Here is a 15,749-nt window from a genome sequence, read left to right on the forward strand (position 1 = left end):
CGATGGTGCCTCGGGGCCAAGAACTGAGGAAGGGGCGGGTCTGGTTATGGCCCCGTGGTTCAGCAACCTTGCATTTGGGCCAGCAATTCCCGTTCGCGCTGCTCCAGTGGCGGCTGGTCGCTCTTGAAGGCTCGCCGAAGTTTGCTGGCGTTGTCATCGTACGCGTCGCGCAGCGCATGACAGGTTTCACTGCGCGTGAGCTGGTGACATTCGTCCTGCACCCACACAAAGTAGTTGCCGACGAGCGCTGGCGAAACACGGCCGCGATTGAGTTCCGGCGCGGAAGCACCGGCACCGTTAGGCGCTCCGTAAGCCTGCGCCAGCGACGGCGATCCCACCCCAAGCATGCCGAATGGCACCTGATAAGGCGCGGGTTCGCCGTTGTCGCTGAGGTAGGTTTTGCCATCGGTTGCGCGGACGCAGGCATACATGACCGGCACTGGCACAGCTGGCCTGGCTGGCTGGGGCGGGTGCGGCTGTTGAGGCACCGGTGCTGCCGCGGTAGGGGGCTGGGGAGTTGGCGCAACCGGCTCTGACTCATCCAGCTGGAGCACTTGTTGGTGCTGGTTTGCCGGGCAGGGTTTGTCCTGATAGGTCACGCGGCCGTTGGCTGCAGTGCACTGGTAGGCCGCGCCCGCAGATGCCGGTGCGATGACGAAGCAAAGCAAGGCGAGAAAACACAGGCGGATCATGCGAAGCCTCCCGTGAATACCAGGCCGCTCAGAACTCGGCAACGTGTTCCTCGGCAGCGAAGCCAAGGGTCACGGCGCCTTCGCCCACATTGACCATGCCGGTGATGCTCATGGGCGCCTCCATGAGCTCCACACCACTTTCCTCGCATGCCGATCGCAGGCTGTCGTAGCCGGGCAGCTTGGACAATTCGGCAAGGTCGCCGCCATAGCTCACACAGACGGCAGGGACCAGCAGGCCGGCTTGTACGCGCTTGGCGACATAGCTGAACAGCGTTTCGGCGCCATGCTCGAAGCCGCGCACTTTGCCGACGGGGCCGGTTTCACCGCGATAGCCTCGCAGCAAAGGCTTGATATCGAGAGCCGAGCCAAGCATGGCGCTGACCAGGCCCACGCTGCGGTCGCCCTTCTTCTTGGCGCGTGCGCGCAGATAGTAGAGGTCGCGCGGCAGCATGTAGCCGTAGGAATTGTTGGCGATATACGTGAGGCGCTCGCGGATCGCCGCCGGGGCTTCACCGGCGTCGATCAGCCGGGCGGCCTCAACGATGGCGGGGCCCGAGCCAGCAAACAGGCTGCGCGTATCGATCACACGCATCAGGAACGGGCCGCTCATGCCATTCCTCTCGCGTACACCCCGGTAGTTCTTCAGTACCGAGAAGCTCGCCTTGACCACGTTCTCGTTGATGCCGCTGCGAGTGGCGGTGATGGTGAGGCAGAACACGCAGTCCTCCTCCAGCACCAGCTTGTCGAGAAAGAGCTTCTGCACCTCTTCGACGGAGCACGGTATGGTTTCGGCGGAGTGGCTGCGGCTGCCCAGGTTCCGGTCAAGAAACCGGTGCAGCTCGACCTGGTTGCGGTTGTCCAGGAAGATTTCGTCGTCGATGCGGACGGTGATCGGCATGACCGCCACGTTGTGTTTCTGCAAAAACGCCTGCGACACATCGCAGGACGCATCGATGGCCAGTCCCATCCGCATCGTGTAACTCCCAATTCAGTGACGCAGTCAACATATCACGCACCCCCTCGGCTGCCGAGTCCGCCCCCCTTGGGCATGTGTCCGGTCAGTGTGCCCTCGAAGGCATGGTCAGGCGGCTACTTACAGGTGCAACTAATGCCACGACAAATAGCAGTCCATATATAAGGAGTGGCCGACACGGCTTTCCACGGCACAGGCGCGATGGGCGCTTGCCGTCGGTCCTCACGATCGGCACGGCGCATTCCATGGCGCTGGTTCCCGTCCCAGGAACGAAACGATGGCGTGAACGAAAAAGCCAGGTGTCTGGGTATCGGCCATGGCCTGCAATCGCTAAAATGCGCGCACTGATTTGGCATCTTGCCGGCGTGGCGTCGCCGGTAACGCGCAGCGGAACCACCGTTGTGCCGACCTCATGGGGTCTTAATGAAGGACAAGCAGGAGATCGTCTCCAACTGGCTGCCGCGCTATACCGGCACGCCACTGGAGCAGTTCGGTCAGCACATTTTGCTGACCAATTTCGGCCATTACGTTGATCTGTTCGCGCAATGGCACGGTGTGGAAGTGCAGGGGCGCGACAAGCCCATGCCCAATGCCACCGCTGACGGCATCACCTTGATCAACTTCGGCATGGGCAGCCCCAATGCCGCGACCGTGATGGATCTGCTCAGCGCCATCCAGCCCAAGGCTGCGTTGTTTCTGGGCAAGTGCGGTGGCTTGAAGAAGAAGAATGCCATCGGCGACCTGGTGTTGCCGATAGCGGCCATCCGCGGCGAAGGCACGTCCAACGACTATCTGTTGCCCGAAGTGCCGGCACTGCCGGCGTTCGAGCTGCAGCGTGGTGTCTCCACCATGATTCGCGACCTGGGCTACGACTACTGGACCGGCACGGTGTACACCACCAACCGCCGGGTCTGGGAACACGACGAGCAATTCAAGGATTACCTGCGCCGCACCCGCTGTATGGCTATAGATATGGAGACGGCAACCATCTTCGCTGCCGGCTTCGCCAACAAGATTCCGTGCGGCGCCCTCTTGCTGGTGTCCGACCAGCCCATGATTCCGGAGGGCGTTAAGACGGAATTAAGTGATAAGCATGTGACGACGCAATTTGTTGAACGCCACATACGCATTGGTATAGAAGCGCTCAAGCTTGTGCGCCGCAAGGGCCGCAGCGTTAAGCACCTGCGTTTTGAAGACGACACCCTGGCGGATTGAACTCTTGCCAAATCAGCGGTCTGGCCTTGGCACTCCAGCCAGGGCCAGGCCGCTTTCACCATGGCTTCACCGGCCAGCAACGATCGTCACTGCATCGCAGCAACCGCCGGAGATAGGGAACGAGCCGTTCATTAACGAGATAATACGTAAGAAACTACGTTAATGCTCGAGAATAGCAATTTCTTGCCGTATAGAATTTATTGACTATCTGTAAGTAAAGCGTGATAAATGCGCTGCGCTGTAGGCCGCCGGTCTACCCCTACATCTTTGTTGGCTAGGGCGCGGGTTTGGGGCGGGGAAATCTTTCAAACCCAGTCATAAATAAATATCGGGAGGGTGTTCTCATGAAGTTTGGGGAAAATAAACTGTGCACGTCGGTTCGCCTGGCATTGTCGCTGGGCATGCTCGCAGCGAGCGCCTACGGCACCACAGCTTTCGCACAGGACGCGCAGCAGTCCACCGCGACGCCGCCGGATCAGGCCAAGAGCAAGACGCTCGAGACCGTGACCGTCACCGGCTCGCTGATTCGCCGTGTAGACGTCGAGACGTCCAGCCCGGTCGTCACCATTGATCGTTCGCAGATCCTTGCCACCGGCAAGGCGACGCTCGGCGATCTCGTCCAGCAGTTGCCCGCCATGACCGGCGGCAACGTGAACCCGCAGATCAACAACGGTGGTGGCACGGGTACGTCGTCCATCAACCTGCGTGGTCTGGGTTCGAAGCGCACGCTGATCCTCGTGGACGGCCAGCGCCTGCTCAGCAAGGATCCGAACGCCATCCCGGTTGAGGCCATCGAGCGCATCGAAGTGCTGCCGACCGGCGCTTCGGCAACCTACGGTTCGGACGCTATCGGCGGCGTCGTGAACTTCATCCTGCGTAAGAACTACCAGGGTGCTACCTTCTCCGCCAATGTGGGTCAGTCCGACCGCAACGACGGTGAGCAGAGCGGCTACACGTTCACCTTCGGCCAGACGTCCGACAAGGGCAGCATCATGGCCGGCATCAACTACCAGAAGCAGGACGGTGTTGAATCGGCCAAGCGCGACGTCTCCAAGAGCGCGCTGACGCTGACGCCGCACGGCGTAGTCGTCGGCGGTTCTACGTCGACGGACCACACCTTCCTCGTGCTGCCGGGCTTCCAGGGTCTTGCGGGTAACTACACGGGTCCGGCGTTCCCGAACAACAACTGCAGCACCGGCTCGTTCGCCAACACCGTCGCGCTCACCCCGGGTGGCAACAGCACGCAGCTCAACCCGTCCAACTATCACTGCTTCACGCAGGCCGATAAGTACAACTACGCTGCGGTCAACCTGATCATGACCCCGCAGGAGCGTACGGGCGGCTTCATCTTTGGTGACTATCACCTCACCGATCACGTCACCGCGTACATGGATGCCATGTACCAGAAGACCTCGTCCAACTTCCAGTTGGCGCCGGCGGTCTACGGCACGGATTCGACGGGTGCGTCGATCAATGCCAACAACGCGTTTAACCCGACTGGCACGACGCTCACCTCGAGCAACTCGTCGTTCCGTACCCGTCTGACCTCGGCTGGCTTCCGCCAGGCCTTCACCGGCCGCACGGACGTCCAGGTGAACACCGGTTTCAAGGGTGACTTCACGGTTTGGGAAAAGAACTGGAACTGGGATGTCGGCCTGAACTATGGCCACGAGAGCATCGCCACCACGACCTCGGGCCTGGTCAATCAGACCAAGCTGTACACCGGTCCGTCGGTGCTGAATGCCGATGGCACGGCGACCTGCCCGGGTAGCGTCTCCGCAGCCGCCTGTCAGTTCAATCCGTTCAACATCAATGCGCCGGCTAACAAGGCTGCCACGCAGGGTGCCCTGGTTACCGCGTCGAGCAACCAGTACCTGATCGAGAAGACCTGGCACGCTGGTCTGAGCGGCGAAGTGTTCAGCCTGCCGGCCGGTGCCGTGCAGCTGGCCGTGGGTTACGAGTGGCGCAAGGAATACAACCGTGCCAATCCGGACACCTCGCTGGTCGTCGATCCGAAGACCGGTACCTGTGCACTGGGTAGCCAGTGTCTGTCGGGCTTCCAGGGCGGTTATACCAACAAGGACTACTACGCCGAAACGTTCATCCCGATCCTTGCCGGTATCACGGGCATTCAGTCGCTGAACCTGACCATCGGCGACCGTTACTCCAAGGTGGGTCCGTTCGGTAGCACGAACAACTTCAAGTTCGCGCTCGAGTACAAGCCGATCGATGACCTGCTGCTCCGCGGCACGATGGAAGAAGTGTTCCGTGCGCCGTCGGTCACCGAGCTTTACTCGTCCAACTCCGATGCGCCGTATCTCACCAACGATCCGTGTGACGGCTTCACCGGCGCCCCGGCGGGTTCGCCGCTGGCACTGGCCTGCGTGAACGTACCGACCAATGGTACCTTCAAGAATCGCAACGTGGCTGCCCAGAACCAGGCTTCGACGATTACGCAGGGTGCCTACGTGGCTGGCCTGCCGATCAAGCCGGAGCACGGCAAGTCGTTCGATTCGGGCCTGGTGTACAGCCCGTCGTATGTGCCGGGCCTGTCCACGACCTTGGACTTCTGGCATGTCTATCTGGATAACACCATTACCCAGATCGGTCTGCAGACCTTGCTCGATACCTGCGCCGCCGGCCTGGTCGAGAACTGCCAGTTCATCCATCGCACCGGCAGTGGCCAGATCGCCATCAGCACGGTCGAACCCACGGGTAACCTGGGTCGCCTGTCCACCAGCGGTGTCGACTGGTCGGCTAACTACAAGCTGCCGCAGTTCTCGTTCGGTCAGTTCAACATTGGCGTCAACGCGACCTACCTGACCAAGTTCAACCAGACGACGGCACCGGGTCAGCCGGGTAGCGTGACCTATCACAACGCGGGTCACTTCCTGCCGAACGGTTCTCCGCAGGAAGCAGCCTGCCCGGATGCGATCGGTGGTTGCTTGTTCCCGCGCTGGCGCGCACAGGGCTTCGTGGATTACCAGTGGACCAACTGGAGTGCTCAGTGGCGTATGCGCTACATCAGCCGCTTCCAGAACGGTGCACCGGCGGGTTCGCCGGATGCCACCAAGCCGATGGGTGCGGGCACGCCTCCGGGTACGGAGCTGAAGTACGGTGCAACGGTCTACAACGACATGTCGATCGGCTACAACATCGCCCCGATCAACACGCGTCTGGACTTCGGCATCAACAACATCTTCGACAAGCAGCCGCCGCTCCTGTACGCCAACAACACGCTCAATGCCAACACGGATCCGGCAAACTTCGACCTGATGGGCCGCTTCTACTACGCCCGCGTCACGGTCAAGTTCTAAGTCGCTGGTTTTAAGTTAATCTTGATGGGCCGCGTGAATTGTTCACGCGGCCCTTTTTTATGCCGATGACTTCCAACACCATTCCTTCGATTGTTACGGCGCTCCAGGCCGGTCAGAACCTGCAAGCGGAGCAGCTATGTCACGCAGCGTTGCGTGACGAACCGAATGACGAGAACCTGCTGGTTCTGTTGGCGATGTGCTTTCAGCACCAGGGGCGCATGTCGGACGCCTTGCAGGTCCTCACCTCGCTCACGAGCCTTTATCCTTTCAGCAGCGTGCACTGGTGCAACCTCGGTAAAATGCTGGCCGCCAACGGCGAGCCAGGTGAGGCAGAAAAGGCTTATCTGAAGGCCATTAACCTCGATCCCGGCAATCCAGATGCAAAGGTTAGCCAGGGGCTTTTGTTGCTCAAGCGGCGAGATTACCTGGCGGCGCGCAATGTTCTGCTCGACGCGGTCGCATTGGACGGGACGTCAGCACTGGCGCGCATCCATGCTGCCAGGGCCTGCTCTTTCGCCCAGGATTTTGATGGCGCGGCTGAATTGCTCAAACCATGGCGCGACTGGTTACCACTCAACGACGACGCGCTTCTGTTGGAGCTGTCTCAGTTGCTGGTACTGAAGGGTAGCGTGCCAGAGGCAATGGCATTGCTGGAGGAGTTTGTCGGTCGCCAGCCCGATCATCTCGAAGCCAAACTCTTGCTTGCCACTGCTTATGAGCGGTCCAACCGGCTGGCCGATGCGCAAGCGCTGGCGGAGGTGGTGGCAGCGACCGCGGAAGCCACCAGCGTTCAGCGCAATGAGGTGGACCATCTTCTCGCGTCACTCATGCTGCGCAGGAAAGATCCGGCTGGCGCGAGGCAGATCCTCGAGCGCTGCGGTGCGCAGGGCAATGATGACTACGCGCACTACTTTGCCCTGGCCGAAGCGTGCGACAAGATGGGTGACCAGGAAGCGGCCATGCAGGCATTGAGTACTGCACACCGCCTGGAAGTTATCGAACGGCATTTCGACTCACCCGAATATTTCACGCCTGACGCGCCCGCGATGCCGGTGAGCGCGCCACGCGTATCTGCCGAGCAGTATGCCCGCTGGCCTCAACGGGACGCGCCCGATACGAAAGACTCCCCCATATTCGTGGTGGGTTTTCCACGGTCCGGTACGACGCTGCTGGAGCAGATGCTCGATGCGCATCCTGGTTTGCAGTCGATGGACGAAAACCCCTTCATCAACGCGCTGGCCGATATCTTGCGCAGGCACGATCCGCGCATTCTCGAAGACTTGAGCGTGCTGCGGCAGTACGACTGCGACGAGCTGCGCAAGCGCTATTTCGCCCTGGTGGACGAGCGCATGCCGCGCCGTGACGGCGCACGCGTGGTCGACAAGAACCCGCTGAACATGCAGTGGCTGGGGATGATCTATCGCCTCTTTCCGAATGCGAAGTTCATTCTCGCCGTGCGCCATCCGTGTGACGTGATCCTGAGCTGCTATATGCAGAGTTTCCGCGCCAGTGGATTGGCGGCAGCCTGCGGCACGCTGGAACGCCTGGCTCATGCCTACGTGGAAACCATGCAGAACTGGCTGGTGGACGTGGATACGTTCAAGCCTGCCGTGATGGTCTCGCGCTACGAAAGTCTGGTGGAGGATTTTCCGCAACAGGTCAATCGCATCGCCGAATTCCTCGAGCTTGAGGATTCGTCTCCCATGCTGAGTTTCGATCAGCATGCACGCAACAAGACCTACATCGGCACGCCGAGCTATTCCCAGGTCATCGAGCCGGTGAATCGCAAGGGGTTGGGGCGCTGGCAGAAGTATCGCCGCCACATCGAACCGGTGTTGCCGATCCTGGACCCCATGCTGCGCCATTGGGGTTATTCCACCGAGGCGTAGCCGTCAGCAAGTGTTTGCTTGAGGGCACCCGGCGGAGCTGGCTGCCCTCAACGCTCGGGAATCGTCAGCAGCTCAGGCAGGTAGGGGGCGTAATGGCGCCAGCGTCCGGCTGATCGCGTGTAAACCGGTTGGCGGGCCTGCCAGGCACTGGCCGTACTGATACCGCGCCCATGTTGCGCGTGTGGATCGAGTGGCGATGCCGGCAGGCCCAGCCATTCGAACAGCGCGGCGATGCCTTCGTCCGGCGCGGCCACCAGCGTTTCATAGTGAACGGTGCAGATCGACGTGGGGTAGCGCGCTTGCCAGTGTGTCATCAGCCGTTTGCAGCCGTGGATGACCGCGGCGATATCCTGGAAATCGTAGGCGTAGTCGTGCGCCTGGTCGTGGAATGACTGCGACCAAAGCGAGAGCGCGGTATCCCGCGCATCCCGCTGGCAGAGGATGATGCGCGCGTTGGGCCACAACGCCAGGATCAGGTCCACGTGCAGCAGGTTGAGCGGTTGCTTGTCGATGAACCAGTGGGCCTGCGCGTCGTCCTGCCTGAGCTGGGCCGCATAGACGGTGGCGGCCTCTTCCATCGACGCACGATCGTTGGGCTTGGCCAGGGAAAGCCGCTGCGCCACGGTCGATAGCCAGCCGAGCTCACCGCGGTTGCAGACGTCCGGATGGCGGGCAAGCAGTTCGGCTACTAGGGTGGTGCCAGATCGTGGCACCCCGACAATAAATACGGGCGTCCAGTCGGCGGGCGCATGGATCGCTTCGGTGTATGGCGCCGCCGCCAGGCGCGATTCGATCAACCGTTTCCACTGCTTGCGTGACCAGGAGCCGGCAGCGTGTGCCTGGGCGTTCGCCTTGGCCAGGTAATTCGCCGCCTGCGCGTAGTCACCCACGTCATCGTAAGCCTTGCCGAGTGCGAACAAGGTCGTCTTGCGCGTGGTGTCGCTGATGTCTTCGCGCTTGATCACGTCATGGAACAGCGCGAAATCCGGATGACTGGCGTCGCGATAGCGTTGCAGGCCGGACAAGCCGATGGGGATGTTCCACTCGATGGCCCGGGGCTCATGGGCGAGTACGTAGTCATAACGCGCGCGCACGCGGTCGAACTCACCGAGCTGGATGGCCAGCATGCCCGCGTAGGCGTGGATGCGCGGGTCGGTCGATCCCGCGGCGATCTCCGCTTCACAGATGGCGGCGGCATCCCCTGGGCGCAGGTAGTCGTCGAGTATCTCGACGGCTTCGATCACCACGTCCGCATCGTGCGAGCCCTGCGCAAACAACCGGCGTACCGCATCGGCGGACGCTTGCATGCGACCCTGTTCGCGCAGGAGCCGCGCCAACAGGAAAGTGGCAGGGGCGTGATCGGGATGCGCTTGCAGCCAGTCTCGCAGCACCTGCTCAGCCTGCGCAGCCTGCTTCAGTTGCCAGTACAGGCCCGCCAAACCGACGTGGAGATCGCCCGACTCGGGCATGCGGTCAGCACCCGCAGCAAAGACCTCAAGCGCGGCCGACAAGTCGCCCTGAAGAACGAGCGCACGGCCGCAGGCGAGCACGTCGTTTTCGTTCGCCTCGACCAAGGCGCTCAAGAGCACCTGTCGCGCCGTTTGCGGACTACCGCTGGCGGCTTGCTGGGCGTAAGCGGACAGGAGCTGCCGGACGTCGCCCTGCGTGGGTCGCGAGTCGTTCAATGGTGTGTCTGTCATGGCCAAAGCGGCAGGCCCAGTGCCTCGCGCAAAGGATCAAGCAGGTTGCCGTAGCGAGCGGTGCGTGCCGTGTCACGCTGCAGCGGTTGGCGCACTTGCGTGGCGCTGGGCGATCGCACGTCTCGCTTGTTTTCGTGGAAGTGGAGACATGCCTCGTCAAAAGGCAGCCCGCAGAAGTCCAGCAAATGGCGAATCTGCGATTCCGGGTCCGCGATAAGCGCTTCGTAGCTGTGTTCCAGCACGTGCGTGGGATGCAGCGATGACCAACGTTGCGCACTGCGATCGAAGTCGCGCCAGAAACGGGCCAGGTCGTCGAAGGTGTGGGTGTATCCGTTGCTGGCGTCCAGGTGCTGGCGGTAGCACGAGAAGCAGGTTTCCAACGGATCGCGACGACAGACCACGATGTGCGCGCCTGGCAGCATGGCGCGAATGGCGCCGATGTAGATCCAGTTGTTGGGAAGCTTGTCGGTGAACATGGGGCGTTCGCGCCGCCAGTGCGCGGTACGTTCCAGGTAGCGTTCACCCAGTCGTTGCCAATCCGTCGGCTGCATGTCGCGCACCCAGTCTGGAAAGGGCTTGCCGCGACGGCGCGACTCTTCGCTCAGCACGTGAGGCAGGTCCGGAAGTTCGCCGGCGCCCTCCACGGAGGGATGCGAGGCCAGGATCTGTTCAATCAGCGTGGAACCCGATCGTGGCAGGCTGGCAATAAAGATCACTTCGTGCCCGAGTGGTCCGGAGGTTTCGGCGCGAGTGGTTTCGAACACCGCGTTGATGGACGCGACGCTGTGAGAAAACTCGGCGCCATTCCAGGGATACGCGCGTCTGGCTATAGCGTTGGCCTGCTGCAGGAACTGGAGCGATTCGGCGTAGCGGCCGGCATGATCCATGGCTTTGGCGAGAGCAAAGCCGATCGCGATGCGATCGCCTTCACTTGCCTGGGGGTGCCGCCATGCTGCCTGCATTCGCGCAACGTCATCCTCCGAAAAAGCCTGCGTCCTCAGGTCGGCCAATCCCCACCATGCCAGGCCGGCGGTCGGGTAACTGGCCAGCAGGCGACGGTACTCGGCGGCGGCTTCGTCAACCTTGCCGCGCGTGCGCAGCAGATCGGCGAGCAGGGCGCGCGCGCCCGGGTGATCCGGTGCCAGCGATACGGCGCGCTGAAGCGCTTCGGAAGCCTCTTCATTGCGCACGCATTTAGTCAGCGCCACGCCGAGGTTGTACCAGGCCAGCGCAAGACCGGGTTGCAGCGCACAGGTGCGTCGAAGGGCGTCGATGGCCGCGTCGTACTCGCCGGCCGAACCCAGCAGCGAACCCAGGGTGTTGTGATAAGCGGGATCCTGTGGTCGTTGCGCCAGGGCGCGACGCATCACTTGGATGGCTTCCGGGTGCTCGCCGCGAAGGCTGTGAACGCCGGCTTTCATCCGCAGCACTTCGGGATGATCGGGGTAGCTGGCGAGGACGCCCGTCAGATAACGGTCTGCTTCGGCCACCCGGCCGGCATCGAGTGCCTGGCCGGCGAGCTGCACCTGTTGGGTAGCGGCGGGGCTCAACCCCTGCAATCTCTGGTTCATGGATATCCCTGGCCTGCGGGTACTGGCGGCGCACAGTCTTGCGAAATGCCGGGAAACTGCGCGGGTGCCAGAAACGAGACTATTATGCCTAGGTGCGCCGCGGCAGGGCCCGTGGCATTCCCGGGGAGGGCAACGTCTGATGAGGGTGGGGAAATAATGGCAAGTGGTGTAGATGCGGGCGCCGTAGCCCTGCGCGAAATGGCGATCAACGGGTTGCGCAACGGCGATGTGGTGCAGGCCGAGCAGTATTTCGCCCGCTTGCTGCAAGTGGATCCCCATAACCTGGAAGCGCTGCAGTTTCTGGCCAGTCGGCATCTGGTGCGCGGCGACGCGGTGCGTGCGCTGGCTATGCTCATCACGGCGAACCAGCTGCAACCCGCTACCCCCGCCCTTCTGCATCAGCTGGGTACCGTGCAGACCGTGGTGGGCGACTTGCCGGGGGCAGTCGTCAGCCTTCGCCAGTGTGTGACGCTGGAGAGCGGCATGTTCGTGGCCCGGCTGCGCCTGGGTATGGCGCTTGAACAGCTGGGTGATACGCATGGAGCCTTGCTTGCCTACTTCGGCGCGGTGAATTCAGCTCAGGCGCAAGGACGCTGGCTGAGCGACGCCACCACACCGCCCGGTTTGCAGGATGCCGTAAAGCACGCTATCGGCTTTATTGATGCCGGGCGACGCCAAGTCTTCGATGCGGTACTCGAGCCGTTGCGTCAGCGCTATGGCCGCTCCGAGCTTTCGCGCGTGGAGCAGTGCCTGGCCATTTATCTGGATGAGCAGCCGGCCCAAACACCCGATCCGCGTCAGAAGCCCAAATTCCTGTATTTCCCGGGTATTCCCAGCCAGCCGTACTACCCGTCGAACCGTTTTCCATGGCAGGCCGATTTGGAAGCGGCCACCGACGCGGTTCGCGAGGAGCTGTTGGCCGTGCTGGCAGAAGGTCGCCCGCTGCTGCCATTCCTTGGAGAACAGTCAGCAGACGATCTGAAAGGACATCTGCGATCTTCAAGCGATCAACCCGCGGTATGGGATGCGTACTTCTTCTATCGCCACGGCGAGCGCTTTGACGAGCACTGCGCGCGTTGCCCGCGCACGTCGGCTTTGCTCGATACGATTCCGCTGGTACGCATTCGCGATCACGCGCCGGAAACCCTGTTCTCCATGCTGCGCCCGGGCACGCACATCCTGCCGCATCGTGGCGTAACCAATACGCGTTTGGTGACGCACCTGCCGTTGATCGTACCGCGCGATTGCGCGATCAACGTAGGTGGCGAAATCCACGAATGGAAGGAAGGGCGCTGCGTGACATTCGACGACACCTTCGAGCACGAGGCCTGGAATCGAAGCGATACCACGCGTGTGGTGATGATTCTCGACAGCTGGAACCCCGATCTCACCGAGATCGAGCGCGCCGCGGTCACCGATCTGGTTGAGGCGATTGGTGATTTCAATCGCGCCAGCGAGGTGCCGGTGCCGGGCGTTGAGTGAGTCTAGCTAGGGGCGGTGGGCTAACCATCGCTCCGCTTGCTCCTAGTTGTGTTTGGCCATTCATGGCCTCAAGGACAAACCCATGCGTGCGTTGACCTTCGATCGCTTTGGATCTGCCGACGTGCTGCATTGGTCCGAGCATCCCGATCCGCTGCCCGGCCCCAACCAAGCGCTCGTGCGCATGAAGAGCGTCGGGCTGAATTTTGCCGACGTCTACCGACGCAACGGCAACTATCACCTCAGTGGTTCGGCGCCGTGGGTGCTGGGCTATGAAGGGGCCGGTGTGGTCGAGCATGCCGTGGCGGGCGATACCTTGTTTCCCGTCGGCACGCGAGTGGGTTTCGCCGATATGCCACACGCGAATGCCGAGCTGGTGGCGGTCGATCGCGACCGCCTGATACCGCTGCCTGACGACATCGCATTCGACACCGCTGCCGCCGTGTTGCTGCAGGGCCTTACGGCACAGTACCTGGTGAGTGACAGCTTCCTGGTGCAAGCCGGCGATGTGGCCGTGGTGCATGCGGCGGCGGGTGGTGTTGGCTTGTTGCTCGTGCAGATGTTGAAGGCACTCGGGGCGGTGGTGCTGGGCATTGCATCCAGCGAGAACAAACGCGATGCGGTGATCACCGCCGGGGCAGACGTGGCGGTGGGCTACGACGACTGGGTGTCTGCAACTCTCGCGCTGACCGGCGGGCATGGCGCTAACGTGGTGTACGACTCGGTGGGGCGTACGCTGCCGGATAGCCTGGCGGTGGCACGTATTGGCGGCACGGTGGTGTTCTACGGCATGGCCGCTGGCGATCCCGATTTTGTGGATCCGCGCCTGCTGATGGATCGCTCGCTCACTCTCACCGGTGGCGATCTGTGGAATGTGCTCACTGGCCCCGACGCCAGGCGCGAGCGGGCCGCGGCGCTATTCGAACAGATTCGCCAGGGCAGCGTGAAACCTCATATCGCGGCGCGTTTTCCCTTGCGCGACGGCGCGCAGGCGCATGCCTATCTGGAAAGTCGCGCCGCCATCGGGAAGGTGTTGTTGACCTTGTAACGGCGCCGCGGGCTACGATCAGAGCTCGCTGTCGTCGTTCTCTTCCACCGGCAGCACGTGATGGAAGACGGTGTAGTCGATATGGCCGACACCAAGCTCGTCATCAGATACCAGGTCGACGTAGCGATGATTCCAACGAAAATCGCGGTAGCTCCATTGGTATCTCGCCAGCATGGATTGGGAGGTGGTCTCGTCGATGCCTTCGATGGTGAGTAACAGCGTTGCCTCCGTCGCTTGCAGCGCCTCAACATCCAGGTCGAACAGTGGGCTGGTTTCGTCGATGACGTGCATCAGGCTCCAGCTGAGTATGAACACGGGATGCCGATCACGCAGAAGCTTCAGGTCGTGGATCCGTCGTATCCGAAACCCTTCGGGTGAAACCTCACGCATCAACAGATGGAGCTTGGCCGATGCCTCGGCGATCACGTTCTGGCGAGCGTTCGCCGCACGCACCATCAGCGTTTGCTGGCCATGGATGCGCTGAATGACCGGATGATTGGAGAAGATGATCTTCGCGCGTGGGCGCGAAAAGCGTGCGAATACCAGGCCGGTGATCAGGGCGATGCTCAGCATGCCCATGAAGATCTCGGCCGTCGCGACGACGTGACCGTACAGCGTTTGCGGATGCATATCGCCGTAACCCACCGTGGCCAGTGTCTCCACGCTGAAGAAGAACGCACCGCTGAAGTTCGCTGGAAACTGGTTGGCAATGGCGTGGTCACCCAGCTGGTAGAGCACCCCGAACAGCGTGTTGACCAGCAGGAAGACAGCGGCTGCCAGACCGAAGAAGGTCGGCCAGCTTATCGTCAACGCAACGTGGTAGATGTCATCCCAGACGCGACGCGTCAGGCCATGGCTGATGAATGAGCGACCGCCGACGTCGACCGTGTGGGGGCGGTGAAGCAACTGATGCAACCATCGACGCATTGCGCGTAACCAAAGGCAGCTGAAGGCCTTGGCATTCTATCGCGCTAGGCGTTACGGGCCGCCAGCACGTCCCGCCAGGTCAGGTAAAGGCGCAGGTCGAACTCCTGCTGGTGATAGTCCGGCTGCATGTATTCGCACAGCTGGTAGAACGCCTTGTTGTGCTCGGTTTCCTTCAGGTGGGCCAACTCATGGACCACGATCATCTGGAGGAACTCGGGCGCCGTGTCGCGGAACAGCGAGGCGATGCGGATTTCCTTGCGCGCCTTGAGTCGACTGCCGTGCACGTGGGAGATTGCCGTGTGCAGGCCCAGGGCACGCCCGATCACATCGAGTTTGCTGTCGTACCACACACGGTCGATGCCGGGCGCATTGCGCAGGTGTTCCTGCCTGAGCGCGTTGGTGTACGCATACAGCGCCTTGTCGCTCTGCACCTCATGCCGCCCGGGATGGCGACGCTGCAGATAGTCGCACAGTTCATCGCGCTGAATCAGCTGGCGCACCTTGTCCAGCACGGTCGGCGGGTAGCCGCCGAGGTATTTCAGTGGCGTCATTCGGCGGGTGGTTCGTCGTCAAAGCCGGTATAGCCTTCGGGGAACACCGGGGTGCCATCGCCTTCCAGCGTCAGCATGGCGGCCAGCGCCTTGGCGGCGGCCTCTTCGGCCTGCGCCTGGTCACGGAAGCTGCGGTTCTCGCAGATCGCGTAGTACACCGGATAGCCGTGGCGGCCGAGCGGGGTGACCACGATGCAGGCAGTAAAGCGCGAGCCTTCGGCGACCGCCGTGGCGTGGGCCGTGTAGTCGTCAAAAACGCGATCGGTCATGTCGGTGGTCCATTAAGGCAACGTTGATCAAGTATCACCGTCGTCACCAGCCCTGTCTGTTCGCAGGCCACAGGGGCATTGGCGAAGGCAGACTGGCCGTCTGTCGAGCCAAGGGACC

12 protein-coding genes are annotated in these 15,749 nt (G+C 62.0%); 5 read left to right on the plus strand and 7 right to left on the minus strand.

The window, feature by feature from the left end; all coding sequences use genetic code 11:
* Nucleotides 1–59 precede the first annotated feature (59 nt).
* Entirely contained in the window at nt 60–692 is a 633-nt protein-coding gene (locus AC0GUR_RS18950; protein WP_472879065.1) for a DUF4124 domain-containing protein, read from the minus strand.
* A 28-nt stretch (nt 693–720) separates the two neighbouring features.
* Nucleotides 721–1,665 (minus strand): DegV family protein, encoded by a 945-nt coding sequence (locus AC0GUR_RS18955; RefSeq protein WP_472879066.1) that lies wholly within the window; start codon nt 1,663–1,665, stop codon nt 721–723.
* Between the two features lie 423 nt (nt 1,666–2,088).
* Here AC0GUR_RS18955 and AC0GUR_RS18960 point away from each other — a divergent pair, with 423 nt between their 5' ends.
* From AC0GUR_RS18960 to AC0GUR_RS18970, 3 genes are all read left to right on the plus strand, one after another.
* Entirely contained in the window at nt 2,089–2,880 is a 792-nt protein-coding gene (locus tag AC0GUR_RS18960; protein ID WP_472879067.1) for an AMP nucleosidase, read from the plus strand.
* 344 nt (nt 2,881–3,224) lie between these two features.
* The gene (locus AC0GUR_RS18965) at nt 3,225–6,197 is read left to right on the plus strand and encodes a TonB-dependent receptor domain-containing protein (protein WP_472879068.1); all 2,973 of its coding nucleotides are present in this window, start codon (nt 3,225–3,227) and stop codon (nt 6,195–6,197) included.
* Between the two features lie 59 nt (nt 6,198–6,256).
* On the plus strand, nt 6,257–8,086 hold the full coding sequence (locus AC0GUR_RS18970) for a tetratricopeptide repeat-containing sulfotransferase family protein (protein WP_472879069.1): 1,830 nt from the start codon (nt 6,257–6,259) through the stop codon (nt 8,084–8,086).
* A 47-nt stretch (nt 8,087–8,133) separates the two neighbouring features.
* Here the strand turns inward: AC0GUR_RS18970 and AC0GUR_RS18975 are convergent, their stop codons facing one another.
* Complete coding sequence (locus tag AC0GUR_RS18975; RefSeq protein ID WP_472879070.1) at nt 8,134–9,786, minus strand: tetratricopeptide repeat-containing sulfotransferase family protein; 1,653 nt, start codon at nt 9,784–9,786, stop codon at nt 8,134–8,136.
* Nucleotides 9,783–11,357: a tetratricopeptide repeat-containing sulfotransferase family protein gene (locus AC0GUR_RS18980; RefSeq protein WP_472879071.1), complete on the minus strand. Its 1,575-nt coding sequence runs from the start codon at nt 11,355–11,357 to the stop codon at nt 9,783–9,785. The genes AC0GUR_RS18975 and AC0GUR_RS18980 overlap by 4 nt, the downstream gene beginning before the upstream one ends.
* A gap of 156 nt (nt 11,358–11,513) precedes the next feature.
* Between AC0GUR_RS18980 and AC0GUR_RS18985 the strand changes: the two genes are divergently transcribed.
* Nucleotides 11,514–12,839, plus strand: coding sequence for an aspartyl/asparaginyl beta-hydroxylase domain-containing protein (locus AC0GUR_RS18985; RefSeq protein ID WP_472879072.1), 1,326 nt, complete (start codon nt 11,514–11,516; stop codon nt 12,837–12,839).
* An 82-nt stretch (nt 12,840–12,921) separates the two neighbouring features.
* On the plus strand, nt 12,922–13,884 hold the full coding sequence (locus AC0GUR_RS18990; RefSeq protein WP_472879073.1) for a quinone oxidoreductase family protein: 963 nt from the start codon (nt 12,922–12,924) through the stop codon (nt 13,882–13,884).
* Nucleotides 13,885–13,902: 18 nt separating this feature from the next.
* Here AC0GUR_RS18990 and AC0GUR_RS18995 read toward each other — a convergent pair whose 3' ends face one another.
* Genes AC0GUR_RS18995 through AC0GUR_RS19005 form a run of 3 tightly spaced genes read right to left on the minus strand, consistent with a single transcriptional unit; the run spans nt 13,903 to nt 15,631 of the window.
* A complete protein-coding gene (locus AC0GUR_RS18995; protein WP_472879074.1) occupies nt 13,903–14,811 on the minus strand; it encodes an ion channel in 909 nt (302 codons plus the stop codon).
* A gap of 44 nt (nt 14,812–14,855) precedes the next feature.
* A complete protein-coding gene (locus tag AC0GUR_RS19000; protein WP_472879075.1) occupies nt 14,856–15,362 on the minus strand; it encodes a YgjP-like metallopeptidase domain-containing protein in 507 nt (168 codons plus the stop codon).
* Complete coding sequence (locus tag AC0GUR_RS19005; RefSeq protein ID WP_472879076.1) at nt 15,359–15,631, minus strand: hypothetical protein; 273 nt, start codon at nt 15,629–15,631, stop codon at nt 15,359–15,361. The genes AC0GUR_RS19000 and AC0GUR_RS19005 overlap by 4 nt, the downstream gene beginning before the upstream one ends.
* Nucleotides 15,632–15,749: the final 118 nt, after the last annotated feature.

It is taken from the genome of Dyella sp. PARNA 12/25, from assembly GCF_055702865.1.

What these genes read in the sequence shown, in the direction of transcription:
- AC0GUR_RS18995 (WP_472879074.1), bottom strand. Translation starts at nt 14,811, where the DNA reads ATGCGTCGATGGTTGCATCAGTTGCTTCACCGCCCCCACACGGTCGAC.
- AC0GUR_RS18985 (WP_472879072.1), top strand. Translation starts at nt 11,514, where the DNA reads ATGGCAAGTGGTGTAGATGCGGGCGCCGTAGCCCTGCGCGAAATGGCG.
- AC0GUR_RS18955 (WP_472879066.1), bottom strand. Translation starts at nt 1,665, where the DNA reads ATGCGGATGGGACTGGCCATCGATGCGTCCTGCGATGTGTCGCAGGCG.
- AC0GUR_RS18990 (WP_472879073.1), top strand. Translation starts at nt 12,922, where the DNA reads ATGCGTGCGTTGACCTTCGATCGCTTTGGATCTGCCGACGTGCTGCAT.
- AC0GUR_RS19000 (WP_472879075.1), bottom strand. Translation starts at nt 15,362, where the DNA reads ATGACGCCACTGAAATACCTCGGCGGCTACCCGCCGACCGTGCTGGAC.
- AC0GUR_RS18965 (WP_472879068.1), top strand. Translation starts at nt 3,225, where the DNA reads ATGAAGTTTGGGGAAAATAAACTGTGCACGTCGGTTCGCCTGGCATTG.
- AC0GUR_RS18950 (WP_472879065.1), bottom strand. Translation starts at nt 692, where the DNA reads ATGATCCGCCTGTGTTTTCTCGCCTTGCTTTGCTTCGTCATCGCACCG.
- AC0GUR_RS19005 (WP_472879076.1), bottom strand. Translation starts at nt 15,631, where the DNA reads ATGACCGATCGCGTTTTTGACGACTACACGGCCCACGCCACGGCGGTC.
- AC0GUR_RS18980 (WP_472879071.1), bottom strand. Translation starts at nt 11,357, where the DNA reads ATGAACCAGAGATTGCAGGGGTTGAGCCCCGCCGCTACCCAACAGGTG.
- AC0GUR_RS18975 (WP_472879070.1), bottom strand. Translation starts at nt 9,786, where the DNA reads ATGACAGACACACCATTGAACGACTCGCGACCCACGCAGGGCGACGTC.
- AC0GUR_RS18970 (WP_472879069.1), top strand. Translation starts at nt 6,257, where the DNA reads ATGCCGATGACTTCCAACACCATTCCTTCGATTGTTACGGCGCTCCAG.
- AC0GUR_RS18960 (WP_472879067.1), top strand. Translation starts at nt 2,089, where the DNA reads ATGAAGGACAAGCAGGAGATCGTCTCCAACTGGCTGCCGCGCTATACC.